This window comes from Legionella sp. ST3F1 (assembly GCF_048553315.1).
Taxonomy (GTDB): domain Bacteria; phylum Pseudomonadota; class Gammaproteobacteria; order Legionellales; family Legionellaceae; genus Tatlockia; species Tatlockia donaldsonii.
On record NZ_JBLZIO010000027.1, the window covers coordinates 1 to 25,593 of the forward strand.

The following is a 25,593-nucleotide window of genomic DNA, read 5'->3' on the forward strand; positions in this document are numbered from 1 at the left end:
ATTTCAGTTTTGTATTTCAATGGCATGTCCGTAAGAAGCCACCAAAATTTCCCATTATTTACACCGGTTGAACATTAGGAGCATGGTTTACAGCGTGCTTTTAATTCGCTTTTAGCCAGAAATCTTAATTATTTCAGCGACTAGAGACACAGGAATTATTTTTTTCAGTAATTCCTGTGCTAAGTCACACCTTTAAAAAAATAAAGGAAGAATAATGGTGAAAACAAAGCAAGAAACCTTGAGGAAAACGAATTTAATCGACAGTCCCTTTTTTAAAGTGGTTGCAAAGAATTACCTGGACTACTTAGGGAATAGCAATCCTACCCACAAACAGCTAGCTGAAATCCAGGCCTTACTTTCCAATACCTGGATACGACTTCCGATTTGTTTCGACCTACGGTTAAGTGAGCAGGAAAAACAGTGCCTGTATCTATCCGCACAAGGTAAAGAGGTGAAAGAAATAGCTGCGTTTTTAAAGGTATCCACCCGAAGAGTGACTCAGCATCGGCAATCCATCTTTCAAAAATTGAATTGTAAAAATATAACCAGTGCAATTATTGTCGGGCTGCGGTTTGGGGTAATCAAAGCTGAACATCTATTAGACGAAAAGTAGATTGCTTGGGTAGATGGCAAATTCCAGATGGGGGAGATGTAAGATGTGAATCTTGATATAAATTTTGTTGTACAACTATTTAAAATAAGTAGGACATTTGGCGTATTAGGACAATAAAACGATGCTTTATTAAGCATAATCCTGCTATATTCTGATTAATAAAAAGTAAGATTATTAATCATGAAATGGAATTGGCAGCTTGAGAATTGGCCTAATTATACCTGAATCAAAAATAATTGTTGTTGCGGATACAGCAGACGCAATGCCATCTCATCGCCCCTATCCACCGCCATTAGGGATCAATCTAGCACTGGACGAAATTCAAACGTTTAAAGGCGTGTTATTCGATTCTGATGGAGTAAATGCTGGTCAAAAATGATTTCTCGAAAAACCGATCTGTAAGGTGAAATTAAAGTTGGATATTCTTTTGGATTAGGAGCACTGGATTTATGTCCGATAAAATTGATGAAAAGGAGTTACCATTTAAATCGGTTCTTGATCAGACTGATGATGTCGTTATCATCACCGAAGTTGAACCTCTCAATGAGCCATTTGGTCCAAAAATTCTTTATGTTAACAATGCGTTTACAACACTTACTGGGTATACCCAAGAGGAAGTTCTAGGTAAAACACCCCGTATTTTACAAGGAGATAAAACGGATAAAAACACGCTAAAACGAATTAGGATCGCTTTGGAAAAAAAAGAAGCTATCCATGTTGAATTATTAAACTATGCTAAAAATCAAACAGAGTATTGGCTCGATTTTACTATTATCCCTATTAAAGATAGTAAGGGGAGGATTCAGTATTTTGCTGCGATTGAACATGATATTACTGAGCGAAAAAAACTGGAAGATGCAAAGGCTATGCTTTCTGCTCTTGTTGAGTTTTCAGGGGAAGCAATCATAGGAAAAAACTTGGAAGGGATCATACAAAGCTGGAATGAAGCAGCCAGGAATCTTTACGGTTACACGGAAAAGGAAGCCATAGGTGCTAATATAAAAATGCTATTTCCTAAGGAGAGGCAGGGAGAATTTCAAGATATCATGGATAAAATGGTTAAGGACGAACCCATTAAGGGCTTTGAAACAGTCAGAATGCATAAAGAGGGTCATATTATTCCCGTTTCTCTTACGATAGCGCCAATAAAAAATGCTCGGGGAAAGATAATAGGCGCATCAACAACTGCTCGAGATATTACCCAACAAAAAATAAACGAAGAAAAATTAAAACACCTTGCGGAGCATGATGTTTTGACAGGATTGATTAATCGCCCACTCTTTGAAGATCGCCTGGTTCAAGCACTGGCTATTGCAAAAAGAACAAATTGTAATATGGCCGTTTGTTTTTTAGATATCGATGGTTTTAAAAATATTAATGATACTTACGGTCACGATATAGGCGATTTGGTATTGTGCACGGCAGCTCAATGCATGCAAAAATGTATACGGGACATTGATACCCTGGCACGGTTTGGTGGAGACGAATTTGCATTAATATTGTCCTACCTCAATGGAGAAAAGGATGTTATTAAAATAGTGAAGAAGTTAATTCGTTTATTCTCAAAAGGATTTTTGATTGAAAATTATAACCTCAAAGTTACTTTAAGTATTGGTATTTCATTGTACCCCAGAGATGGCATGAATGATCTTCTTAAGAAAGCGGATGCTGCGATGTATTATGTGAAAAAACACGGCAAGAATAATTTTATTTTTTTCAATGCCATTGATAAGGACTAATTTAGGTTGGTATTATTTTTCCTGAAATTATGGATAAACATTCTAGTGACATTTTCTGTGAATAGACAAAATAAAGGGATTACAATAAGCTTCAATTTTTAAAGAGGAGCTTCTCATATGAGTCTTACAATCTCCTATCTTAAAAATCATCCTCACGTAATTCCTGCTCTCGCAAGGATTTGGCATTCTGTTTTAGGACGTGTTTGGGTGCCAGACATTCCTATCGAACGTGTCGAGCAGCGTTTTCGTGATCATTTAAACGATGTCTTATTGCCAATGACCTTTGTTGCTTTTGATGGAAATAAACTCGTAGGTAGTGTTTCTTTGCGTGAAAATGATGGAATACAGCCGCATTTGGTGCCCTGGCTTGGTTCTCTTGTGGTCGATAGAGCCTATCAAAAAAGGGGTATTGGAAAAATGCTAATTGATGTCACCAAGCAAAAGGCCATTGAATTAGATTTTAAGACATTGTACCTGTTTACTTTCGATCCAACACTTCCTGCTTATTATGTGCGGCAGGGATTTAATAAAATAGGTATGGATGAATTTAGAGGGCATCCTGTCACCGTGATGGAAACATCGCTGTAAGCCGTTATTGGCTATAGTCACTTGCCTTGTTGAAGCAGGGATTGCTCCACCCCAAAAATCCGCAGCAACCTCGTTTGCAAATCGCCGAATTCTTCTTACAGGGGTATGGAGTTCTTTGAGCTGAATGATTAAATCTTATGCTATCATTTACTATGTCTTATTGATTATATCTCTTGAGGCCAAGGATCGGTAATGAGCGGACATGAAAAACAAAGACATTCAACATTTCAAAGAAGACGCTAAAGCCATTTTGGAAGCAGTTCCGGATTTGTATCTTATTTTATGCCCCAAATTGAATATTGTTGGTGCAAGCGATGCTTATCTTAAAGCCACGATGCGGATACGAGAGGAAATACTGGGACAACCTATCTTCGATATTTTTCCTGACAATCCTGATGATCTGTCGGCAACGGGTGTCACTAATTTGCGTTACTCTTTAAATCGGGTATTAGAAGACAAAATTTGTGATGCGATGGCTATACAAAAATACGATATTCGACGCCCTGCTGCTTTAGGCGGAGGGTTTGAGGAAAGATACTGGAGTCCTATTAATTGCCCCATTCTGGATCAAGATAACCGTGTAAAATACATTATTCATCGAGTCGTGGATGTAACCACATTTATTCATCAGCAAGCGCATGACGCTCAATCAAAAACGATGGAAATATTGCAAAGTCATGAGGGGCAGGTTGGTTTGGAAATCATGGAGAGAGCTACTAATATTCAAGAAATTAATAAAACGTTGCAAGAAAGAGAGGGGTATAATTCGGCTTTTTTATCTGCTATTCCTGATGCAATGATTTTAGTGAATCGAGACGGAAAAATTGAATTTAGTAATACTCAGGCAGAAGTCATGTTTGGCTACACCAAAAAGGAATTATTAGGACAGGCAGTCGAGTTATTAATGCCTGAAAATGCGGCTAAAATACATCCTCAGCATCGTGAGGATTATTTTAATGCACCCCGTGTACGTCCCATGGGGCTTGGCATGGAGCTTCAAGGAAAGCGAAAAAATGGGGAAATATTTATCATTGAAATTAGTTTAAGTCCGTTGCAAACCCCTCAAGGAGGGAGTGCTATCGCTATTATCCGCGATGTAACGCTGCGAGTTGAACAAAACAGATTATTACAACAGAAAGAAAAGTCTCTCAGAGAATTGTATGAAACGGTTGAGAAAGAAAAATCGCAACTTAAATCGATTAATCAAAAGATGTTTACCATTACACAATTAAGTGAAACTTTTCTTGCTTGCAACACAATTGATGAAATCCTGGAGTCCTTCTCATCGTTTGCTAATAAAATTCTGGGTTTCTCCAAGGGGGCTTTATATCTAATGCATAATTCACGCAACTATCTGGAAAAAAAAATTACATGGGATGATGTAAATCACTATCCAGTGATTTTTTCTTCCAATGAATGTTGGGCTTTAAGACGAGGCTGTATTCATGAAATCAGTGAAGTACAACCCGGGGTTGTATGTCGGCATATCAAAGAGATGAAACAAGAACAGCAAGCATCTTTGTGCATACCCTTAATGGCTCAAAATGAAATACTGGGTCTGTTATTTATTAACAGGGATTCCAACGAACAGAATACGTTAATTCCGGTGGTTGCAGAAACAGTCTCACTAGCGATTGCAAATATCAGATTAAAAGAATTACTTCATTCCCAGTCTATTCGTGATCCACTTACCGGCTTATTAAATCGTCGCTTTCTTGACGAATTTATGATCAAGCAAATAGGGCAAGCAAAACGTACCAAGACAACGTTGGTATTTATTATGGTTGATATTGATAATTTTAAAGCAATCAATGATAGTTTTGGCCATGAAATAGGAGACTATGTATTATCTCGCCTGGGTAATTTACTTCCGTCTTTGGTTCGGGAAGGTGATTTGGCCTGTCGCTACGGTGGTGAAGAGTTTTTAATTGTTATACCGAATTGCGATCCTAAGAATGCAAAACTCTTTGCTGAAAAAATTCGAAATAAAGTGAGCCGAATGCGGATTGTGATTGAAGAACGGGTCTCTAATATTGCTATATCACTAGGAGTAGCAATCTATCCAAGTGATGGTTCTTCATTGAAAGAGTTAGTCGATGCAGCCGACCAGGCATTATACGCAGCTAAAAGACAAGGTAAAAATAAGACAATTATATTCACTGAAATTAATAAATAATAATTCAGATTGGTTATTTTGACAGGGTCTGCAAGGTAAGCAGTTAACAACTTAAATTTAAAAATTCCAGAGTCAAGACTGTTTTTTTAATATTTATTTGTTTATCATCACCAACGCATAGTTCTTTTTTTATTTTCTTATAAAGTCTGTGGATAATTCTTTGGTCTTCCCGTCTATTTTTTAGAAAAAAATACCGTTTAATAATTCAAAAGCCTTATTTTAAAAGGGTTTAATAAAACGCTTTAGGGATTGTTGTTTTTTTATCTTATCCACAATATCTGTGGATAAGCGTGTGTATAGAATGCTAAATCCTAATGAACTAATACAGTTATCCATGTGCTCAATTACTTAACACGGTTCTCATAGTTAAGAACACGATGAGGTAGCTGGAAACCCCTATCCAACATTCCTAGTACTCCCAAGGTGGTTTAGGGGTAGTTGGGTAAGCGGTGGGTGTCTGTGTTTTTTCAACCTTCTCGGTTGTTTGATCGCCTAGTTGTTCTTCATTCTGCATGGCAGACTTTGTCTTGTAGGCCTTTTCTTTTAATTCCGGGTTTAAAATTTTGGGATTTAATCCGTGAAAATCAGTGCCGTCTAATTCTTCGACGTTCCGAGCAAAGCCATAGGTTGGGAAAAAATAATTGAGTGCGGGCTCTAACGTAGAAGGTAAGACGTGTTCGGCAAGGATATGACCATTGTGCGAATTGGCGAAATAAACAGTCGTTGCTATACAACGTTGAGTTTGCGGATTTATTTCGGCACCAAAACCAGCCCTTGCGTTATTCATGTCGCCGGTGTGGTAAGCGCCTATTATTTGGCCCTGGCCATTTTTGACTAACCCGATACCTAGACCCCAAGTCACCTGTTCTCTATCGCTTTCAGAAACCCTGACCTTTTCAACCAGTTTATCTTCTGAATAGGGGAAGAAATCGTTGATCATCGAATAAATGGGTTCAATAGGCCTGAAGGCATAATTCAATTGGTCGTCATTGATCCAGGCGGTTATGAATTTGGCATACTCTTCCGCTGTTGTTCTTAGACTGTTGGCGGCGACAGGTTTCGGGCGGCCATAGCTACTGTTGGGCATATTTAAAGCCCGCGGCCCAAATACGTATTCTCGAGCTAATGTTTCCAGATCCACACCGGTCAGTTCTTTAATTGCTCCTTGCAGGCAGTCAATACCAGGTCCTGAATAGGCGTAATATTTACCCGGTGGAAACTGAAATTTAAATGGTTCTTCATCCGTGATATGTAACCCAGTTCTATGGGATAGTACCATTTCAGCGGTCAAGCGTTTTGCCTGATCGTTCTGGTTCGGGAGAAATCGCTTGAGGAAGGGGTTCTCGTCATCTGGAATTATTTGTCCCTCTGTATCCCGGAACAGAGTATACAAAGGCGTTTTTAAATCAAATTCAGTCTTAAATTTCCCCAGGAATGCAGAGCGCTCTCTGTTGATTTTATTCATTTCGATTAGTTTTAAGACCAAATAAGCAAAGACGGGTTTACTCAGCGAAGCGGCCTCAAAAATTGTTCCGGGCCTAACAGGAGTAGGGGAGGATTCTTCTGTGCCAAGCGTTTCTCCTATGGGCATCGTAAAAATACCCCCATTTCTACAAGCAGCAACAGCTGCTCCCTTGATCTTGCTTGATCTCATTAAATGGTGAGTCGACTCGCGGGTAATTCCATTAACCTCATCGACTTCCTGAAGTTGAATGGTGTCTTCAGGTTCAAATTTTTCGGTAGACATTGTTTAGCTCAAGCTTAAGTGTTTATTTATTATACTATATCTTCTCTGGATCCCGGTAACGTATCCATAACGCCAATGTGATGATGATATTTTTATAATAATTAGTTGATATTAAAAAGAGATATGGCAAACTTCGCTTTTTTAAACGAGGATGTCTTAACATGAAAAAAAGTTTTGTAGCAGCTTGCCTGATTATGTTGGTTCCAGTGATTTCTTTTGCGAGCATTAACTATAAGAATACCTATTGCGGTAATGAAAAATATTTAGGAAACCCCAAGACAAAGCGGCCACATCTGCACTGCGGCAAGGGTTTTATGTCTTATAAAAAACCGAGCGGTGACCATACGGTTATAACTGGGCTGGGTGATTGCAAACGAACAGATACTGTTTTTGATGATATAAAAGCGAATCGAACTGCATTTGCAAATTATACTGCGATTTATAATGCCCTTGTAGCCTACCATCAAAGTGGTTGCCCAAATCAATAATTACCCGGTTAAACCGTTAAGGGAGTGAGTGTTACTCCCTTGATGGTTGTTAGAAAAGCGATTGCAAGTGGGAACGGGCTGCATCCGTCACTTCATGGGCTTCTTTGGGGACAGGCATAGGCGCTTTGGGTTTAAATAGACTATCGCAGGCAACGCCCGCAGTAATAAGGCTCGGGAAAGCGGTAGTCGCTGTTAGTGTAGGCAAGGCTGTCTCTGTTGATCCCAGAAAAGGTGCGATAAAAAGAGCGGGATAATAGGAGCACAGTGTTAAGCCAATTCCATATCCTATTGCACCTGCAAATAAAGTGATAATTGCCACAGCAGCAATTTTTAAAACAATATTGAGAAAAGGATGCGCCTCTTCTTCAAGAATGAGCTGAGTATTAGCAATAAATTCAGTAATGGATTTTTCTTTATCTAATCCATTGATAATCGATTCCTCAAGTTGCTCCAAGGCAGCTTGCAATTTCTGCTTTTTATCCTCCGATAAAGGGTCCATTTCTTTGGCATACTTTATTTTTGCCTCGCTCCACAAGGAAAGACGTTGCTTATTAGCTAACTGTTGTTGCTTCGCAACCTCTTCGACTTGTTGGCGTAAATCTGAATTCATATCGTGATGGGCTACAACGACGTGTTTGCTAATTCCCTGAAGTGGCAATTGAGAAAGTGTTTGCATCGCTGGGAATTTGCTCGTGCAGTATTGAACTGTTCCAAGCATCATTAATGGCGTAGTAGGGTTTTCTTGGAGGAAAGCATTGATAGCTGACTGGATTTTCTCTATTTCTATGGGTTGGTTTAAATCAATGCAGCAAAATCCTATTTTGCCCTCGTCATGCTCGACAGTGATGATACTTCCTTGCAATCGGTAATGTTCTAAAAGCCAGGTACTTAATAGGTTATTTTCAAGGTCTTGAAACGCTGTTTTTGTTGGCGTTCCACTGGCAGTGGTTAACCGTTTAAAAAAAGAAATTTGTTCTTTACCCATGCTGGTTCCTGGCAAATTTTGCCTAGTGTATTGGAGTTACATTAACGGAATCTTAAATAGGATTTTCCATTGAGCTAAGTCTTTATACGGAACGAAAGGGCACTGAACAAAACGTGCCTCAACGTTCCCATGTCTGGTTTTGAGGCAAGGAAGTAACAGGGTTATTAGGGTTATTACAAGAACTCATTGTACCTGTTGTTACCCATATTCAATGTGTTTGCCTTTGGTAATTTCATAAATAACTGACTTCACTTTGAAACGCCGGTCAGCGCTTAAACTGTTTGCCAGGGTCATATAAAGTGAACCATCCATTGAAAACACATGGGAACTAACGCCACCAAAAGTGGGTATTGTTTGAATGATGGCGAATTGTCCCTCTTTCCATTGATATAAAGGAGATTGCAAGGCGGGGCTTGGATTAGTGTGATTACCGGTAATAAAATTAATCCGGAAAAGGTAGTGCTCATCCCTTAAAGTGAAATAACTAAAATGTCGTCCTCCTTCGCCTTGCAAAAGTTGATAGGGATTAAATTTTTTTCCATCCCACTGATAGAGTATCGAATCTGTTTTAATGTTGGCGTACGCGAGATAAAATTTATTATCCAGCATAAAAAATTCAAAGCCTCGCCCGCCATCACCTTTAAACTGTTGATACAGATTAAATTGAGTCCCATCCCACAAATAAAGGGATGACTGCTTCAAGTGATCGGCAAAGGCCAAAAATAGTTTGTTATTAATAGAGAAGGCTTTAAACGAATAACCCTGACGGGATGGAATGGTTTGAAAAGGAACAAATTTTTTACCATCCCACTCGTAAATCATGGAATTAGTTTCTTGAGGATGGCCTTTGTTTTCGGAAGTACCCCCTCCATTTGCAACCGCTAAAAAGTGCCGTTGGCCAATATTAAAAGAGTACCATTGCTGCGCACCGTAAGTTAAAAATTCTTGTACGGGATAAAAATAACGCCCATCCCATTGATAGAGCATGGAATAAGTATGCAAATTAAAAGGAGGATGAGGACCTGAGTGTGCACTGGCAATCGCTAAAAAAGAATTTTTGCCAATCGAAAAAAAAGTAGCTGATTCATTACCATGTCCGGGGATGCGTTGGTATTCACGGAATTGACTACCTGCTTTCTTGAAAATGATCACATCAACATCGGCGTTACCTCCGTCCATCTTGGCAGGGGTGTCAGGGATGTCTTCAGCGAACTGGGCTACTGCAATGTAGTACTCATCCTCCAGAGTAAATGGTGTTAATTGACGAGCGCCAGTTGTTTCCAGGTATTGGATAGGAATCAATAGTTGTTCTGCAAAAACCGAAGTGGAAAAGCCAATCAGTAAATAGGTCATTAACCATTTGATTATTCTCATAATATCCTAATTATTTTCTGTTACTCGAAAATATCAATGTGAACTGGCATAGCCAAGAAGAGTGAATCATTTATTTCAAAACATTTAAAAAAATATTTTTTAATTAAATAGTTCTATCACAGCAAAGTCTCCGCATCAATTAGCAGAATTTTTTCATTGTCAGTTCGACTCCATAATATTCACATAAGAAATACGTAATATTGCGATAATAAATTAGTCATACAATTTATATAGAGCAACGCACTTTGTTGTGGTGTTGAATGCACGTATTTTCGGCAATGCAAGAGCCTTATACCAAGGTTAAGGCTACAGTTGATAAGTTTAAGACCTTAGGGTTATCTAAGAAGTGCAATGCGATTCGACATACGTTGACGATGTTGTTAACTAATCCTGAGATTATGTCTGAGCAACTTGCTGAAAAGTTGTTGCCTTCAGCAAGAGGGGTACCTTACCACATCGATTCCTCTGATCCCGAACAAGTCGTTGTGCTCAAAAAAGCAATCAATATGTTGTTCAATATTGAAAAAATGCTACAAGAGCTTGAGCAAATCAATCTGAGTGAAACAGCAAGCCTCACAGAATTGGTAGCACTTGCTCCAAAAATCGCAAGAAGTCTTTATTGTGTGATTAATCAAGTGTATGAGGCGATCCAATTAATCAATCACTCAAACGCCTCTGTTCAAGCCATTTTGGGCCCTCATTTTAATCAGCTTAAACAAAAAATGGCTCCACTATTGGAGCAGCTAGGACAATTTACACCCCGTGGTGCTCTTTTAGATCAACCTTGGGGTGAAGTGTTTGGTAAAGCAGTTGAGCTTTTACCCAAAGAACAGATCACCTCTGACGAGGTAAGTTTCAATGCTCTGGGGCAAGCTGTTTTTAATATTCCAGACTATTTTAAGCAATTACAAACCATGCTTGAAAGCGGCTCCTTATTCCCTGAGCCAGACTTATCTATAGATCCCTCTAATCCTGCCCTTTTAAAACAAAAGGAAAAAAGAGAAAAAGAAGCGAATGCCTTTGTTGCCAATTTGGATAGTATGGCCGTTAAAACCTGGTCCCAAGGACTCGGTATTGAATATGTTGCTGCGATTGGGCGGTTGGCAGGTTTCTTAAAAGATCATACGAAGACTTTAGTCCAGACGGCCATACCAACCTCTAAGGCAGCCTACTTAAGACTCGAAGAAGCCTTACTTAATTTTAAACGCAAAGTACTACCAGCTATCATAGATGAGTTGGAAGCGCTTGAGATAACGATGGGTTTAAAACCTGGCCTCTTGGTTGAGCCAGCGTTAAGTGCAGCAACGACTTATTACAATAAATTGATTGAAACCCTTACTACTAAAATTGAAGAAGCAAGGGTTAAAGCGGATAACGTCGGTGTAAAGGCTTTCTTATATGTAACTGAAAAAGATGAAGATAAATTAGAGTTAGGCACGAAATTCGAAGTAGGGGAAGAAGTCGCTCACTTGATTGATGAGACCTTCGTAGCACAAAGGATAAGTCGGCAACATGCGAGACTCGATGCAGCAAGAGAAAGGATGTATGAGGTACAAGAGATTGCCAGGGCTGCGGAATCATTTTTTGCAAAAATTAGTACGCGACCTGAAAAATTAACTATCCAGGATAGACAAGAATTAGCCTTCCTTTATCAGCAATTCCAACCTCATATGAGGGCTAGAGATCCCCGATTGGATGCGGAAATTGTAAGTTACCTGAATTTAACAGAGCAAGAAAAAGAGCGCTTGTCTCAGGGAGCAGCAAGCGCTTCACCAGAACCTGAGGAACAACCCTTTCTTAGAACTGTCGGTGACTATGGTTTACGGTTGGTTGGACAGACCTTATTTGACAGGATTTTAAAACAAGACACGGCAGTGATGAATGCGATAAACAGAGAAATAGCTACCGTAGCAACGCAAATAGATTTAATTCAATCCAGCCAGGCTCAAGTGAAAGCGTCCTCCTATGAGAGAATGGGTAAAAAAACTACCCTTGAAGAGATTTCTGATAGCAATGGGTTAAAGCCAGTCACCACTGCCGAAAACTTATCGTCTGGACAACTCAACAAAAAAATGGCTGATTTGGATGATCAACTCGATGAATTGGCACAAGCAAGAAAGGCATTTTCAACGTTTATTGATACGCTCAATGAAGTCGCAAAAGGAAATAAACCACTCAGTGGCGTGGATGCAGAGACTAAAGAGCAATTGCGGAAACACTATGCTCAATTCCAAAAATACCTCTTTCCTGAAGAAAACGAGTTTCTCCTCCAATGGGATAAACAAATAGTGCAAGCCTTGATGCAGGATAAACCTCAAGTCGACGGTATTCGTCCAGTGACTACTGGAGAAATAGTGGAGCTTGAAAAGGTAATCGCTGCTAACATGGCCGCTATTCAAAAGCGTTTTGAACAATGTAAGGAACTCTATTTTCAACAGTTACAAGAAAAATTAAAAGAAAGACCAGCATCTCCCATCATTTTAAAGCCTTCACAGGACTTGTCCAAAGGCACTCTCCTTGCGCAAGCTAATGCAGCAAAACTCTCAGGAGAATTTGATAAGTCCATACAAAAAGCAATCGAATTTTTGCAAAAAAACCTGGCTGCCGAGGTGGCTTCAGGCCTCCGTCAGGTACCCGGCCTTCCCTATCAAATAGAGGCTAATGATGCTTCTGTAACTGTTTTTTATAAAACGGTATTTAATTATTTTTATAGTTTAATTGATAACACGATACAAAAAGCAGTTGGTTTTTTGAGAGACAATCTTTCTACTGGATTAGTAGCAGAACTGGGCCTTAGCGATACTGGGGGAGTAAAACCCTATCAACTAAAGGAAACGGATTCAAGTCAAGTCTCCTTGTACAAAAATGTAATTAACTCGCTTTGCTACTTAAGAGACGCTGTCGTTGCAGTTGAGAAGCAGGCAGGGCATCAATACACCGAAGGCACCTTATCAAGAGCTCTCTTTTTAGGCCAGACCGGTTTAGGGCTTGCTTCACCAGCTAAAAATATGGCTGGGGCTCTTGCTAATGTCGCCAATAATCCGCAATTTGCAGCGCTTGTCAAAATTTTACCTAAGGAGCTCGCTGAGTTTTTTGAACAAGCGAAGTTAACGACTGCTGAAAAGATGAGTGAGGCTGTCGCAAAAGCCAAAGTTGATCCACGATTTGCCGTTATGTTGCAGGATATCCCTAAAGAGGTAACCGAGTATTTGCAGCATACGGATGATCCATGCCTCATACCAAAAGTTGTTGATTGGCTAGAGCATAGGCTCCTTAATTTTTTCGAGAATACCCCTGTTGAACAACTTGAAGCCCGTTTTAACGAGTTTGAGCAAGACTTCATTCGCTTTATCCAAGACCTGGAGGCCAAGGGTGTAACCAAAACTCCCGTGACCGAGGATGGCGTTTTAGTCGATAAAATTTTAGTTGCTTTGCATAAAATCAAAGTACAAATAAAAGTAGAAATGGGTGAAATCGACAATCTGCTTGGTGACCAATGGAGTGCTCCCAGAGGACATGAAGCTGAAGAACAAGTGGCCGGTGATTTACAAAAACTGGATGCCTGCTTAGCGAAGTACACTAAATCAGGTACACCATTGACTCATCAGGATCAAGAAACGATCAAAGAATGCTATAAGGAATTACAACCCTACCTGGCCCAGGTGGATAAAAATTACTATACAAACGATTTATTAAACGATTCTCCGAATTATGAGCAAGTTTTACGGAAAATTTTAATCCAGGATAGAACAAAACTTATTGCAGCAATTAAAGAAAATGGAATAAACAGGATTTTTCATTATGTTCTTTCCGAGGGTACACCAGCACTTAAAGGAGTAATGGGCGCACTGACTGCAAACATTATTGCCCAATCTGAGCCAGTAGAAATGACTGTGGAAAAATCAGATGCCATGAAGCGTGAGGAGGCTCTGCAAGAAATCATTAAAGGTGTTAGGAGCTTCCCCACTCCTGCAAAAGATAGTCCCGAGGCTCGCCAAATTGCGCAGGATAAGGAAGTATTAATCTCCGCGCTACAAGGTATGGCTCCGTTTCTAGTGAAAGTAACTCCAACACCGAAAGACGTACAAAATCTTCTAAATGCGGTAAAAGAAGTTTATGCGGCATTATTCAATGTTGGCGTTGGAAGTCGCGAGTTATTTCTGGAAAAAATGCAGGACTTCCGTGTTGCTTGGGAATCCGTTGTTTTGCTCGCTGATGAGGCTGAATTTTCACTGGGCTTAAAACCAGGTGTTCTATCGTCTGCTCTTAATGACCCGGTTGAGAAATTCTATCGAGGGTTTATTACGAGCGTCAAAACAAAATATTCCGATCAGGATGTTTTAAAATTACTAGGTGATCTGAATCCTATTTCAATACGGATTGCTAATGAGGAACGGCGATTAAAACATCTCGAAGAAACTGCTGGTTCTGAAATAACTGCAACTAGAAAAATGGAAATCAGTATCTCACGAGAAAGATTAGCTTATTTAGCAGAATTAAAATTAGAAAAAGAAGCAGACAAGAGCAAACGATTCGAGCAATTTAAGCAAGTTAACTACGAAAAAATCATCAACGAAGAGATCCTCCCTTTAGTGAATCAAAAAATGGGCGTTTATGCCAATCAATTCTTTCAGGATGTGCGCCTGTTGTATGATGAACGTAGAGAATCAATGTTGCAAGATATCGATCTGGGCACATCCGTTGAAGCAGCTATTAGAGAAAAAATAAATAGTGTATTCGGAGAATTGATGACTCCCAGCCCAGAACAATCACCAGGCAATCCCCTCCAAACAATTAGAAAAACCTATGCACAACTTAATGCCGATTATCAGGCGATTCAAGAAATAAGAAAGCAATTTGAAAGCGCAAAAAATAATCCTCTGATGAAGGAGATACTTGTCAAATTTGATGCTTTTGAAGAAGAAGTAAAAAATTTTGCCAATAAGGAATTTCCAAGGGGTAATGAATCTGAACAAGCCGCTCATAGGGCACAGCTGCAAGAGCACGCCCTTTTCGTAAGATCATTTAGAGATAGATTGGGCAATTATCAATTACTAGTTAATAAAGAAAACCTGCACAACTATGAGGAATTGCAAGGCGAGAAACAAAATTTACTTGATAAATCGCCAAGAGAGAGAAATGCAGGTATGCAACAAAAGCTCGCCTACCTGAATACTTATGAAAAACGTCTGGTAGAAAAATGTGAGCAGGGTAGTCGGCATGAGGTTGCTGGGGACATTAACGCTTTTGTTAAAGCACTTAATCTTTATGATGCCTTAGTTGAGGTTTCTGGAAATAACAGAAAGTTAATGGCCCAGTTACAGGAAGAGATAGCTAAATTAACTAAGCCAACTGATAGAAATAAATTAGAAATAAAAAAACAGCAATTAGCTATTGCACAAGATATTGAAAATATTATTGGACACCCTGAGATGCCAATAGAACAAAAAATCAAGATCTTAAAGCAATTCATGGTTAATGACAGTCAGGACAACAAAGCAGTTTATACGGGAGATTTTGGTAAAGTAATTCAAGAAAATTTATCTGTTGTGAATAAGTTTAGTGCCGTAGAAGAACGTAAATTTTCTTTTTTCTCAAGTCACAGCTCAGGAAGCTATGTGAGCAATATAACTCCAGAAACCTTGCTACCCAAAATAGAGAAAAAAATAGCCGAGTTTGAAGGTAAAAATGACAAATCAAGCACTCATAAAAGAGAGGTACTTAAAGCAGCTCAGCAAATGTTACGTGATGGAAGTGGAAGCAGGGAAGAACTGGCTCAAGTGATCCGTAGATACCCTGAATACGATTCAGGAATTGGACCAAGTGACACAAAGAAACTTGCCCAACAGGCCATGAGTTGTTTAGAAACACAGGCAAAACAGGCTGGATTAGGCTCCTGAAGCAAAAATAGGTCAATATTCTTCAGCGGGCAGTGGTTGGAATATTGCGCGCTATTTTTGTTTTCGCTACGAAGTGTTAGCCAAGTATTGAGGGGACCTTGTTTACCAGATAAATATAACCGCCAGTCCATGTTATAGGAACTCCGCTGATAGTCACGACAGGTTCTACAGGAATACCAACCAAATTTAATCCTGGTGAAGAATATAGAAAAGAATCAACGTAGGTTGAGTCAGCGCATTTATTAAATAATTGCGGGAGGCCGGGGTATAGTTGTTGTAATTGGGCATAGCTGTTAGAACAGATAGACGTAATGGCATTGCGTATTGAAAGGGGGTTGAAATTATTGGAGATGCCTAGAAACGTTGCATTGAAGTAAATCGCTGCAATGCCATAATAGCTTTGGCTTGTAAAACCTGGCACGGAAGTTAACTGCGATAACATTGAAAAATTGGTAAGGACCTCGCCATAATTTGCCAAACACCTGCTGTATAAAAAATTACCGGTAATGGGCCCTTGATTATAGCCAACGGGGTAACAATTATCAGGGTCGAGAGGTGGTTGTACTGCATCCATCGATTGCCTTGCCAGGTCTTGCCCTAACCCCAGGAAACTAATACTGAAAAGATCATACACCACACCATTGATGGTCAATTTGATGACATTGGGATTCGATGGAGTATTGGCAACAAAGGCGACTTGTGCTGAAGCGCCGCCAATTTCAATAATACCCCTGGTAAGGTAGGTACCAAGGCTGCTGTTTAAATAATTGACTTCTAGCCATTGATATAGACCTTCTTGCTGCCCACTAATGGTTTTTGTTTCTCCCAAACCATAGTTATTGCTTACTATCGTATTGGCGACTGATTGATAAATGGCCGCTTGCTGTGCTTCTGTCAGCACTCTCATTCCCGCAGTTCCCAAAACGCTGGCAATGGCCTGAGATGGCGTGATTTGATAGGTTTGCAATACATTGGTCGCTTCTGTTAACAGAGGCTGGATGGCATTGCCTGCTGCTGCAGGGTTATTCGCAAAACTGGCTAGAGGAATATTGTTATTATCAGTGAATAAAGTAACGATGAGAGGATTAAGGGGGGCAATAGTTTGATAGATAAACATCCGTGTGCCACTGCTGCCAGCATCAAAAACGACATTGTATCGTGCATTGGCCGGGGTAATGGTGGCGGGGGATACATTATTTGCTGAAAATAAACAGTAGCCATTTGCAATGGGGGTACAACCCAATAAAGGATAATAACCTGGTCTATTAACCTTGATACCTACGGAGGGATAGACACGATTGGGTACAGTGGTAGTGATGCTTAGATTTAATGAAGCGACATTATAGTTTTGGCAGGTAAGGGGGCCTTTTCCATTTAGGCACAGAGTTATGCTTATTGTTTCTGAGGACAGACCTGTTGACGATACTTTGAAAAAGGCTGCCGCAAAGGCTAGTTGGCTTGTTAATAATAAACCAAACAACACACCAAACCTGCTTAAACTCCGTTTCATTCACAATCCTTATCGTTAAACCACAACTGAGCAAATCAAGGCATTAGCATAGCTCGGACCTGTGCTCAGGTTATTAAGTAATTGATTTGTCTGCTTTTTAAATTTGCCTTGTCCTAAATAAAAAAAACGATAGCCGCATTCGAGTGGTGCATGACCAAAAACGTTATTCATTTTTACTCCGAAGCCTGCCATTGCAGAAAAGGTGACTTGACTATGCCCCGAAAAAGCATGATCTGGAAGGGTCATACCGTCGAGAGACTCTTCATGAAAACTGCTGGTTGTCAGAATATTGACTCCAATCCCGCTATCAAAAATAATTCCATAATGATTGGCAGGATTATCGATGGATGCCTTGGCAGCAGCGTAGACAGGAACATGGCTAAGGCCATATTTGTAGCCCAGATTTTCAAATAAATCTTCCTGGATCACCTGCCCCTTGACATGCGTTTTTGTTAAATAAAAGACATTAATGCCATAGGATAACTGAATGGCTTTTTTTACGGGATGATTTAAAAGGTACCCCAATCCGACTAATAGATTTCCATCATGGTGTTTACTTACCGTGAAGCGGTCACCAATCAAGTCTTCAATTCCGATAAACTGGGTTTTACCTGAGTGATTCAGATAACCGCCTAATTGCAGGATTTTCTGTCCTTTTGTTAAATCAAGGGCAAAAGAGGGGGGAACAATGGCTAATAAGGTAGCCAAGGTTATAACTTTGGGCAGGGAGCGTTGAATGTTTAATGGCAACATGGTTTTTTCATTGAAAAGTAAAATCTTAAACTGAATTGCTGAAAATATATATAGGTTATTGATAGTTTGAAAAAAAATCTGCACGTCTTCTGGTATAAAAAAGACCTAATTTTTCCTTAATGTATATAGGATAAAATCTACCCATTAGTGGTAAAAAAGAAGTAATTGTCATGTCTAAAACCAAACCATGTGATCAAGGTAATAATAACGTCACAAGAATAGAAGGCGACCGTGTTTTTAAATCGACCAAAGGACTTGGCCTTGAGAGAAGTTATTCTGTGCAGGTAAAACAATGGAATGAGTTTTACAAAGATACTGAGTATGCAACTGCCTGTGTTACAGAAAAAGGAGAGCTTTCTTTACCTTATATCAGTGGGAGTTATCCAAACGATCGCCAGCGACTTGCCTGTCTTAAGGATATGCTTAGGCAAGGTTATGTCATGACCGATTGCCGTGATAAAAGAAATTTTATTACGCATAACGGTAAAACATATCCTGTTGATTTTGGTCAAATTTATCACTCAAGTGATCAATTTTATAGCATAAATAAAGGTTTTCATGAAAGAGTAATCACGACACTTACCTCCAAGATTAAAGATGACTCGGAAAAATTCGGATCTGCAGAAAAATATAAATCTCTGGAAGCACATATCGAAGAATTAAGGATATACAAAGCGAAAAAATTAACTGCTACGGATCCCCTAACCGAGGATAAGTCTAAGAAAATCGATGGCTTTATTGTCGATACTGAAAAGCGCGTAGCAGCATTTAAAGATGGCCAGGAAGACGCATTTGATGATTATATAGAGACGAATAGAGACGCTATTAAAGTCCTTAATGAGAATAGAGTGACAGGGGCAATTTGGAAATCAATCCTTCTTGTTTTATGCACGGGTATCGTTCCTGGTCTTCTTGGCGGAGCGGTTCAAGCCATAGCAACCCAGGGTAATTCATTTTTATTCTTTAATAACCAGACAAGGTCAGGGCGGATGGCTGCCAATATTCAGGCAGACGTAGCGGGTCTTACGGCGTAATCCATAAAAATTAAATAAATATTAGTTGTTCACTTATTTTGTCCTTTTTGATTTTTTTTTATCGATATGTTTTTGGGTTTCGTGATGTGATTTGATAATGACCATTATTGAAAGGGCATAACAGAAGGACCTGACATCGCTGATTAATACTTATTTGAATTAGAGTTCTTTAGCTATTACACTTAGCATCTAACGAGGCGGGTGTAGTTCAATGGTAGAACTTCAGCTTCCCAAGCTGATAGCGTGGGTTCGATTCCCATCACCCGCTCCAATTCCGGGATTCCCCAACATTGTTTTGCCGAAAAATCTTGCAATGGCACTATCCTCTGTTGTCGCACAAATAAATAAACGTAATCACTGAATTGGCTATTCAGGAGAGCCGTGGAAAGTCGGCAAGTAAAATATCCTATAAATTGATAGTGATTATCAGGGCTTATGCGGTATTCATTGCAGGCTAATGAGCACAGAAAACGTTTCGGTGAAAGGAACTATCTTCTGCGTACCGCGCATAAAACACGGTACGGAAAGGGAGAAAAGGGGATTCAATATTTCTTGCCGTTACCCAGCAACTAGAGTCTATCTAGCGACAAAATCCTGGACTTGATGAGGCGCTACTTCATCATTTTCTTGATTTGGAAGTGTCATCTCTTTAAAAAAGGAAAGATTTGCTTTCGTGGCTGTAAGCTTGGTAGCTGAATCGGGCTCTCTTACCACCGCTGGTAGATTTGCACCCAAATAATTCAACATCGTTATCAATCGATTTACCAGATCATTGAAAATTTTTCCAAAACCACGGAGATCTATGAGGGTAGTTTGCTGTGCTGCCTCTATTAATGTTATACCTTCAGTGAAAAAGCCGCTAACACTGATGTCTCCGGTTTTAAGTAAGGTTTGTTTGCCTTCCAGATCGGTAGCAAGTTGACGCGCAATCCCGGCTTCTGCTTTGTAACTTCTTTTTTCCAAATCCTCTGCTTTGCTTGAGAATTGTTTAAATTGCACACCGATTTCTTTGGTGACCTCATAAATTTCATCTAAATCAATACCGTCCCAAATATGGTCTCTAACGTCATTTTCTTTTTTGAGAACATCTTTATACGTGACGCCATCTAGTCGTCCTTCTTTTTTCTTTTGATCCAGAATATTAAGAAGAACTTGTGTAAAGAGCACAAAATGGTTTTCTTCCATAATCTCACCCTGCTCATAGGGAGAGAATTTTAGGCCAACAAAGAATCCCTTACTTTTCGCTAATATTCCTGAGGTCTTTGGATTGTTTAACGCATGATTGAGGGTGTCATAAAGACTTTGTGTTGGAGTGGCTATTTGTGCTTCGCTGATTATAGCTCGTACTAAATGCCCTCTGAGTTCATTATTGGCTACTGCGCGATTGGAAACTGCCATGACAGCACCGGACTCTTTATTTCTAATCAGAAATTTTTCAGGGTCGTTATATTCTCAAAGCTAATTTCTGACAGTGCTGTGTTTTTTAAAAAATCAATCTCTTCAGGAGCAAGTTGCTTTTTATCGAATGTAACCTCAGCACAATCTTCAATGGTGGCGAGTAGAACTTGTGCAACGACAGCCTTTGCTGTTGCGATAACCGACTCTTTAAGTTTGGGCATTCTATTCCTTGGCACAACAAGCGAGAAATTTGCTCTCATTGTACCATTATGGTTATGAATAAACCATCTGCCAGTTGTTCATAAAGTATAAAGGATGGGGCTCGAACGGCTTGTAGAGTCTGCTGATTTTCGGATTTTTACAGCATCCGGTGTTACCAAACTGCGACATAGCGTCGTATAGCAATTAATGGTACTATGCAATTTTTTAATCATATAGGTAATAGGATGTACGGGAAGAAAGAAAGTGTATTTAAAAGAGCATATGCTATTAAAGATTATGCATATAAAGAAAGCGGTGTCAAAATAAATAGTGGGGCAAGTTTTTTCCGGCCATTCGACTCTCTTGCAGATGTGAGAACACAGTTAAGATCACCGGTTGTCGCCCCAATAGTGGATTTGACCTTGGCGGTACAATCTTGCCTTCATGCCTGTCGCAACGTTCTGGAAACAGCTATTAATATCGTTTTTCTTGATGTAGGTAATATAAACAAAAGTGTGCCGGAATTTTTTACTAATGTCTTACAGGCTGCCTACTTTGCAGGGTCTGCTCTCACCGATACCTTATGGGATTTGACCGCATTAGCTACGCGTACCTTGTCGACAGTTGTTGATACTGCTGCAGCGATAGCGGGAGCAATTGCCGATGTCGGTTATGCCATTGTTGATGCGTGTACTCCTAAAAGCGTACGTTTGTAGATCTCTCCATATCGTAAAAAACCAGCATGGTCCGTAATGCTTCAAAGACAAGAAGCGCTGCGGACTATCTCAAAGGTTTGCTGCCTATTATCATGCAGTAACTTGTTTACCTCCTATTTGACTGTAGTAATAATTACGCCAAAAATGCAATGACGTCGATTTTGCTGGTTTAGCCGAGTTATTCCAAAACTATTTTAAGAGAGACGTAGAATCTAAGTCGAATTAGTGATAAATAGCAGTTTCTTTTCTTATTCGTTTTTTGTTATGAGTAAAAATTCAACGCCAGTTATTAGGTTTGCTGTTTTCGAAGATGCTGAAGCGATTGCTATTAACCATATCCGTTCCTGGCAGGAAATGTACAAAGAGTTTATTCCTGAGTCTATCTTACAGAATTTATCCGTCCAAGAGCGTACTCAGCAATGGCAAGACCTTATAAAACAAGGTGTAAAAATATTAGTTCTTGAAATTGATCATAAAATGGTTGGGTTTGCGAGTATCTGTGAATTTCGTGATCTAAAACCAGACGTATTAAAAGGCGAGATCAGCGCTATTTATTTGCATCCAGATTATTGGCGTCAGGGATTAGGCACTCAATTATGTACGATAGCATTGTCTGAGTTATCAAAATTAGGTTTTAAATCAGTCTACCTTTGGGTTTTATCTGACAACTCCCAAGCGCGACGCTTTTATGAGTCGCTGGGATTTGTCGTGACCGATTACACGAGAATAGAAGAGTTCTATGAAGGTGGTGCGCTGCTGGAAGAAATTCTTTATAAAAAAACACTTGAGTAACATGTCGCCGCGGTGAAATTGAAAGGTCATGGGAAGGCTGTTTGGCAGCGTTTCGGACCCTGCATAAATGATAAAATATATATCTATATGTTATAATAAATTACAAAATGCCCCTGGATGCATAATATGAAATTAACTCATGCCATCAAAGCCGCTTTCGAGAGAGTTTTAGGCCAACAACCCATTGAGATGAAAGACAATGAAGAGAGCCCGGTTTTTGAGATAGCGTTTAAAGACGAAATCGATAAACAGGCTCTGGAAAAAGAATTTAAAGCGCTAAAAGAAAATTACACGATTAAGCACAACGTCTTATCTATCAATAAAAACGCCGTAGAGCAATTCAATGCAATCATTGCTCAAGAGAATGCAAATAGGATTAAGGAATTAACCCATAAGAAATATGAACTGGTATTAAGTCATTATTTCGGCAAAGTTTCGGGAATAACGGAGAAGGACTCATTACTTCATATCACGTTTGAAAATTCTGTTGATAAAGAAAAGGTACGGAGTTTATTCACTATTGATGATCAAAGTAATCAAAATCATTTGGTTATTGGTCCAGGTGATCTTAACGATTTTAATCGTCAGATTGATGAATTACTTCTAGTGCTTGCTGAAAACCATGTGAATGATTTGGATGAGGCGAAGCACCATAATTATTCTCCCAGTATGTTTCGGTAAATGAGAGGGTAATTATCGTCTGACAGCGTCGACGAGTTTCATCATCTCCTCATCACTAAAAAAATCTGCCAGGGGGAGAGGGAATTTATTTTTAAGAATGTCGCTAAACATCAGGAAATGCTTTTCGAAGAAAATAGACTCCAGGTAGTTAACGATTCTATTTTTGAAAAGGTTATTGGGGTATTTATTCTTTTTAAATTTTTTGAGATCAATAATTTTTTCATTTTTGCTATCGTCTTGCTCTATAGGATTGGTTTGTTTAGTGATTAAATGGTTATAAAGTGCCTCTACTTTTTTAATGGCGACCGTATCCATCTTTAAATATTGGGTGACGGTTTTAAGAAAAAACAACTCTTTATACTCAGGAGTCTGTTTGCAAATGTATTCTTGGGACCATTGAACATTGAGTGCAGACGCTGCTGCTTCCAATAGAAATCCTCCACACCATTCCGGTACATCGCGTTTGCTTTGGTTCTCTTTACGCCAGATTAACTCCAGACTTTTAGCCAGTGCAAGCGTGAGATCATTGACTAAGACTTCTGTATTGGCTTGAAATAAATAGTCAGGATACCGTTGTTTGGCATGCGATACCCAGCGATTAAATAAAAAGGGAGCAGCCCTTTTTATTTTAAAGACCATTGTTGATTCAATAACCGCTTTAAAATAAATGGAATTTTTGTCTATTTCTAAATCCTCTTTTCACTTCTATCCAGCGAATGGTGTACTCTGGGTACCCCAATCTTGTGATTCTAACTGAATTCTCTAGCCATAATTGCAAAAGCAATCGGCGTTATGATTATAACCCAGGCAGCGATTCCCCGATAAATGTTTATTTCACCATGAGTAATAGTAAATTTTTCCGTTTTATCCCAGCTTGTGATTCTATTTTTGCTTAAGCCACTATGGGCTGAAATGAGCGTAAACAGGTTAATAAAGGGAATACCCATAGCTAAGCCAAAAAACCAAACTTTTATACTTCTTTTAAAGGCATGGGGCAAAGTGGGTTTTTGTCCGTCATTGGCTGTGATTTGAATCCTTAACAGCCATTTCCCGAAAGTGGTACCCAGGGTAATTAATAAGAGAGTTTCTACGAAAATCCAGGCAACTAAGGATAAAAAACCAAAAATTGTTCCATTGATTGCCTCCATGAATGCGGGCGCGAGGAATACTAAAATCCAGCCGAAAAGGATAGTGAATAGAGTGTTGTCGATGATTCTTGCCATAAAACGTGTCCATGGCCTTACCGCGCTATACTCCGTCTCTTCTTTAGATCCTGATGATTGGTCCCAATCAACGTAGACATCATGAAGCTGTCCTTCATCCTTAGGCATTTTAATCATCCTTATTCAAATTATTTAGAACGCTTACTTTGTTATGTTAAATCATAAATAAAAGGCGGGGCTACCCTCTCTATTATTTATTCCATAAACTTAGTGAAAAATCCGGATTGGGGACTTCGATGACCAGTTTAAATGAACCAATAATCCTGCGGGGCGATTACTGCACCTTAAGGCCGTTATGCCATGAGTATCACGATGATTTAGTAGAGGCAGTTAACGATGGAGAGTTATGGAAACTCTGGTTTACCTTTGTGCCGGAGCCCCGGAAAATGCGGGAAAATATTGATTTGCGGTTAAAAATGCAGGCCGACGGGACGATGTTGCCCTTTGCTGTTATCAATAATCAAACCCAAAAAGCAATTGGAATGACAACTTACTTAAATATTGATCATGGTAATAATCGTTTGGAAATAGGGGGAACCTGGTATAGTAAAACGGTGCAACGTACAGGTCTTAATACTGAGTGCAAACTGTTAATGCTAAACCATGCGTTTGAATCCCTCAATTGCATTGCTGTGGAGTTTCGTACCCATGCTCTTAACCGCCAAAGTCAACGGGGTATCGAACGTCTGGGAGCTAAGTTGGATGGTATTTTGCGCAATCACATGGTGATGCCTAATGGTACTTTACGAGATACCTATGTTTACAGCATTATTGCAAGCGAATGGCCTGCTGTGAAAGCGCAGTTGGCGTTTTTAAAATATCAACGTTACCTGATGGATTAAAGGACTCATTTTGACATTTAAGCACGATCAAAAGAACGATAACACGCTTGAAGCGCTGCATGAGCCAACGTTAAAGCAATTATCCTCAATTAAACATGCCTTTTTTACGCGACGCGGCGGAGCGAGCGAAGGGAGATATTCTTCTCTAAACTGTGCTTATGGCAGTGATGATGAACCTGGAAGAGTGGAGGAAAATAGGAGAAGAATTACTACATTTTTAGGATATCCTCTCACCTCATTGGTAACCGTAAAAAATGTTCATGGTAATAAGGCAGTGATTGTTAATGAGCATTGGCCAGAGAATGAGACAATCGAAGCAGATGCAATGGTAACAAAGCAGAAAAATATCCTTTTGGGTTCAGATAGTGCGGATTGCCCTATTGTTTTATTCGCTGATGAGCAAGCGGGTGTCATTGGGCTTGCCCATGCCGGATGGCGAGGCGCCAAAGCGGGCGTGTTAGAATCAACTATCCATAAAATGCAAGAGTTAGGTGCTACCCCCGAGAGAGTCGTGGCGGCTCTTAGTCCTTGTATTGCCCAGTCTTCTTATGAAGTCGGTCATGACTTTTTCGATGCATTTATTCATGACAACCAGGACAATTGCCGTTATTTCAAAAGCGCTGAGAAATTAAATCATTTCCTCTTTGATTTACCGGGGTTTGTCGAAAGATGCTTGGTCAACTTGCGTTTAAAATCGATTGGACAGATGGGCATCGATACTTATACCGACAAAAGATTTTTTAGCTGCAGACGCGCGTATCATGCGGGAGAGGATGATTTCGGGGGAAATTTTTCCTGTATCTTATTGAAATAAAAAATAACGAGAGCTGGTT

General features: G+C 39.6%; 22 protein-coding genes and 1 tRNA gene. 14 read left to right on the forward strand and 9 right to left on the reverse strand.

Annotated elements, in window-relative coordinates:
* The first annotated feature begins 214 nt into the window (after positions 1–214).
* The 5 genes from ACN4Z1_RS14775 (at position 215) to ACN4Z1_RS14795 (ending at position 5,116) form a co-directional block, all read left to right on the forward strand.
* The gene (locus ACN4Z1_RS14775) at positions 215–613 is read left to right on the forward strand and encodes a response regulator transcription factor (protein ID WP_419388025.1); all 399 of its coding nucleotides are present in this window, start codon (positions 215–217) and stop codon (positions 611–613) included.
* A 199-nt stretch (positions 614–812) separates the two neighbouring features.
* Positions 813–992, forward strand: a complete 180-nt coding sequence (locus ACN4Z1_RS14780; protein WP_419388024.1) for a hypothetical protein — start codon at positions 813–815, stop codon at positions 990–992.
* A gap of 70 nt (positions 993–1,062) precedes the next feature.
* Entirely contained in the window at positions 1,063–2,352 is a 1,290-nt protein-coding gene (locus ACN4Z1_RS14785) for a diguanylate cyclase domain-containing protein (protein WP_419388023.1), read from the forward strand.
* A gap of 117 nt (positions 2,353–2,469) precedes the next feature.
* A complete protein-coding gene (locus ACN4Z1_RS14790; RefSeq protein ID WP_228364309.1) occupies positions 2,470–2,940 on the forward strand; it encodes a GNAT family N-acetyltransferase in 471 nt (156 codons plus the stop codon).
* A gap of 202 nt (positions 2,941–3,142) precedes the next feature.
* On the forward strand, positions 3,143–5,116 hold the full coding sequence (locus ACN4Z1_RS14795; RefSeq protein WP_228364308.1) for a diguanylate cyclase: 1,974 nt from the start codon (positions 3,143–3,145) through the stop codon (positions 5,114–5,116).
* Between the two features lie 409 nt (positions 5,117–5,525).
* On the opposite strand, the gene ACN4Z1_RS14800 is transcribed toward ACN4Z1_RS14795, so the two are convergent.
* On the reverse strand, positions 5,526–6,863 hold the full coding sequence (locus ACN4Z1_RS14800; protein WP_419388022.1) for a serine hydrolase domain-containing protein: 1,338 nt from the start codon (positions 6,861–6,863) through the stop codon (positions 5,526–5,528).
* A gap of 161 nt (positions 6,864–7,024) precedes the next feature.
* Between ACN4Z1_RS14800 and ACN4Z1_RS14805 the strand changes: the two genes are divergently transcribed.
* Positions 7,025–7,351 (forward strand): hypothetical protein, encoded by a 327-nt coding sequence (locus tag ACN4Z1_RS14805; RefSeq protein WP_228364306.1) that lies wholly within the window; start codon positions 7,025–7,027, stop codon positions 7,349–7,351.
* Positions 7,352–7,400: 49 nt separating this feature from the next.
* On the opposite strand, the gene ACN4Z1_RS14810 is transcribed toward ACN4Z1_RS14805, so the two are convergent.
* Positions 7,401–8,336, reverse strand: a complete 936-nt coding sequence (locus tag ACN4Z1_RS14810) for a hypothetical protein (RefSeq protein WP_228364305.1) — start codon at positions 8,334–8,336, stop codon at positions 7,401–7,403.
* Positions 8,337–8,534: 198 nt separating this feature from the next.
* Positions 8,535–9,710: a hypothetical protein gene (locus tag ACN4Z1_RS14815; protein WP_228364304.1), complete on the reverse strand. Its 1,176-nt coding sequence runs from the start codon at positions 9,708–9,710 to the stop codon at positions 8,535–8,537.
* A 260-nt stretch (positions 9,711–9,970) separates the two neighbouring features.
* Between ACN4Z1_RS14815 and ACN4Z1_RS14820 the strand changes: the two genes are divergently transcribed.
* Entirely contained in the window at positions 9,971–15,610 is a 5,640-nt protein-coding gene (locus tag ACN4Z1_RS14820) for a hypothetical protein (RefSeq protein ID WP_228364303.1), read from the forward strand.
* Positions 15,611–15,686: 76 nt separating this feature from the next.
* Here the strand turns inward: ACN4Z1_RS14820 and ACN4Z1_RS14825 are convergent, their stop codons facing one another.
* Together ACN4Z1_RS14825 and ACN4Z1_RS14830 are read right to left on the reverse strand one after the other, a co-directional pair.
* Positions 15,687–17,120, reverse strand: a complete 1,434-nt coding sequence (locus ACN4Z1_RS14825) for a hypothetical protein (protein ID WP_228364302.1) — start codon at positions 17,118–17,120, stop codon at positions 15,687–15,689.
* A gap of 15 nt (positions 17,121–17,135) precedes the next feature.
* Complete coding sequence (locus ACN4Z1_RS14830) at positions 17,136–17,873, reverse strand: hypothetical protein (RefSeq protein WP_228364301.1); 738 nt, start codon at positions 17,871–17,873, stop codon at positions 17,136–17,138.
* 170 nt (positions 17,874–18,043) lie between these two features.
* Here ACN4Z1_RS14830 and ACN4Z1_RS14835 point away from each other — a divergent pair, with 170 nt between their 5' ends.
* Positions 18,044–18,907: a hypothetical protein gene (locus ACN4Z1_RS14835; protein ID WP_228364300.1), complete on the forward strand. Its 864-nt coding sequence runs from the start codon at positions 18,044–18,046 to the stop codon at positions 18,905–18,907.
* A 197-nt stretch (positions 18,908–19,104) separates the two neighbouring features.
* A tRNA-Gly gene (locus ACN4Z1_RS14840) sits at positions 19,105–19,178 on the forward strand.
* Positions 19,179–19,483: 305 nt separating this feature from the next.
* Here ACN4Z1_RS14840 and ACN4Z1_RS14845 read toward each other — a convergent pair.
* Entirely contained in the window at positions 19,484–20,305 is an 822-nt protein-coding gene (locus ACN4Z1_RS14845) for a hypothetical protein (protein ID WP_228364299.1), read from the reverse strand.
* 26 nt (positions 20,306–20,331) lie between these two features.
* Positions 20,332–20,526 (reverse strand): hypothetical protein, encoded by a 195-nt coding sequence (locus tag ACN4Z1_RS14850; RefSeq protein WP_228364298.1) that lies wholly within the window; start codon positions 20,524–20,526, stop codon positions 20,332–20,334.
* A 225-nt stretch (positions 20,527–20,751) separates the two neighbouring features.
* On the opposite strand from ACN4Z1_RS14850, the gene ACN4Z1_RS14855 reads away from it, so the two are divergent.
* The 3 genes from ACN4Z1_RS14855 to ACN4Z1_RS14865 all read left to right on the forward strand — a co-directional run bounded on the left by ACN4Z1_RS14855 (position 20,752) and on the right by ACN4Z1_RS14865 (position 22,695).
* The gene (locus ACN4Z1_RS14855) at positions 20,752–21,222 is read left to right on the forward strand and encodes a hypothetical protein (RefSeq protein ID WP_115220969.1); all 471 of its coding nucleotides are present in this window, start codon (positions 20,752–20,754) and stop codon (positions 21,220–21,222) included.
* 264 nt (positions 21,223–21,486) lie between these two features.
* On the forward strand, positions 21,487–22,014 hold the full coding sequence (locus tag ACN4Z1_RS14860) for a GNAT family N-acetyltransferase (protein ID WP_058443628.1): 528 nt from the start codon (positions 21,487–21,489) through the stop codon (positions 22,012–22,014).
* Between the two features lie 126 nt (positions 22,015–22,140).
* Complete coding sequence (locus ACN4Z1_RS14865; RefSeq protein ID WP_228364297.1) at positions 22,141–22,695, forward strand: hypothetical protein; 555 nt, start codon at positions 22,141–22,143, stop codon at positions 22,693–22,695.
* A gap of 12 nt (positions 22,696–22,707) precedes the next feature.
* On the opposite strand, the gene ACN4Z1_RS14870 is transcribed toward ACN4Z1_RS14865, so the two are convergent.
* The gene (locus tag ACN4Z1_RS14870) at positions 22,708–23,334 is read right to left on the reverse strand and encodes a hypothetical protein (RefSeq protein ID WP_228364296.1); all 627 of its coding nucleotides are present in this window, start codon (positions 23,332–23,334) and stop codon (positions 22,708–22,710) included.
* Between the two features lie 110 nt (positions 23,335–23,444).
* A complete protein-coding gene (locus ACN4Z1_RS14875) occupies positions 23,445–24,026 on the reverse strand; it encodes an RDD family protein (RefSeq protein ID WP_419388021.1) in 582 nt (193 codons plus the stop codon).
* A 128-nt stretch (positions 24,027–24,154) separates the two neighbouring features.
* Here ACN4Z1_RS14875 and ACN4Z1_RS14880 point away from each other — a divergent pair, with 128 nt between their 5' ends.
* Both ACN4Z1_RS14880 and ACN4Z1_RS14885 read left to right on the forward strand, forming a co-directional pair.
* Entirely contained in the window at positions 24,155–24,760 is a 606-nt protein-coding gene (locus ACN4Z1_RS14880; RefSeq protein ID WP_228364294.1) for a GNAT family N-acetyltransferase, read from the forward strand.
* 10 nt (positions 24,761–24,770) lie between these two features.
* On the forward strand, positions 24,771–25,574 hold the full coding sequence (locus tag ACN4Z1_RS14885) for a polyphenol oxidase family protein (RefSeq protein WP_228364293.1): 804 nt from the start codon (positions 24,771–24,773) through the stop codon (positions 25,572–25,574).
* Positions 25,575–25,593 lie beyond the last annotated feature (19 nt).

Coding starts and splice junctions, on each gene's coding strand:
- ACN4Z1_RS14845 (WP_228364299.1), bottom strand. CDS start 20,305: ATGGCAGTTTCCAATCGCGCAGTAGCCAATAATGAACTCAGAGGGCAT.
- ACN4Z1_RS14815 (WP_228364304.1), bottom strand. CDS start 9,710: ATGAGAATAATCAAATGGTTAATGACCTATTTACTGATTGGCTTTTCC.
- ACN4Z1_RS14875 (WP_419388021.1), bottom strand. CDS start 24,026: ATGCCTAAGGATGAAGGACAGCTTCATGATGTCTACGTTGATTGGGAC.
- ACN4Z1_RS14860 (WP_058443628.1), top strand. CDS start 21,487: ATGAGTAAAAATTCAACGCCAGTTATTAGGTTTGCTGTTTTCGAAGAT.
- ACN4Z1_RS14790 (WP_228364309.1), top strand. CDS start 2,470: ATGAGTCTTACAATCTCCTATCTTAAAAATCATCCTCACGTAATTCCT.
- ACN4Z1_RS14855 (WP_115220969.1), top strand. CDS start 20,752: ATGTACGGGAAGAAAGAAAGTGTATTTAAAAGAGCATATGCTATTAAA.
- ACN4Z1_RS14785 (WP_419388023.1), top strand. CDS start 1,063: ATGTCCGATAAAATTGATGAAAAGGAGTTACCATTTAAATCGGTTCTT.
- ACN4Z1_RS14850 (WP_228364298.1), bottom strand. CDS start 20,526: ATGCCCAAACTTAAAGAGTCGGTTATCGCAACAGCAAAGGCTGTCGTT.
- ACN4Z1_RS14795 (WP_228364308.1), top strand. CDS start 3,143: ATGAAAAACAAAGACATTCAACATTTCAAAGAAGACGCTAAAGCCATT.
- ACN4Z1_RS14825 (WP_228364302.1), bottom strand. CDS start 17,120: ATGAAACGGAGTTTAAGCAGGTTTGGTGTGTTGTTTGGTTTATTATTA.
- ACN4Z1_RS14775 (WP_419388025.1), top strand. CDS start 215: ATGGTGAAAACAAAGCAAGAAACCTTGAGGAAAACGAATTTAATCGAC.
- ACN4Z1_RS14800 (WP_419388022.1), bottom strand. CDS start 6,863: ATGTCTACCGAAAAATTTGAACCTGAAGACACCATTCAACTTCAGGAA.
- ACN4Z1_RS14880 (WP_228364294.1), top strand. CDS start 24,155: ATGACCAGTTTAAATGAACCAATAATCCTGCGGGGCGATTACTGCACC.
- ACN4Z1_RS14830 (WP_228364301.1), bottom strand. CDS start 17,873: ATGTTGCCATTAAACATTCAACGCTCCCTGCCCAAAGTTATAACCTTG.
- ACN4Z1_RS14820 (WP_228364303.1), top strand. CDS start 9,971: ATGCACGTATTTTCGGCAATGCAAGAGCCTTATACCAAGGTTAAGGCT.
- ACN4Z1_RS14810 (WP_228364305.1), bottom strand. CDS start 8,336: ATGGGTAAAGAACAAATTTCTTTTTTTAAACGGTTAACCACTGCCAGT.
- ACN4Z1_RS14835 (WP_228364300.1), top strand. CDS start 18,044: ATGTCTAAAACCAAACCATGTGATCAAGGTAATAATAACGTCACAAGA.
- ACN4Z1_RS14805 (WP_228364306.1), top strand. CDS start 7,025: ATGAAAAAAAGTTTTGTAGCAGCTTGCCTGATTATGTTGGTTCCAGTG.
- ACN4Z1_RS14865 (WP_228364297.1), top strand. CDS start 22,141: ATGAAATTAACTCATGCCATCAAAGCCGCTTTCGAGAGAGTTTTAGGC.
- ACN4Z1_RS14870 (WP_228364296.1), bottom strand. CDS start 23,334: ATGGTCTTTAAAATAAAAAGGGCTGCTCCCTTTTTATTTAATCGCTGG.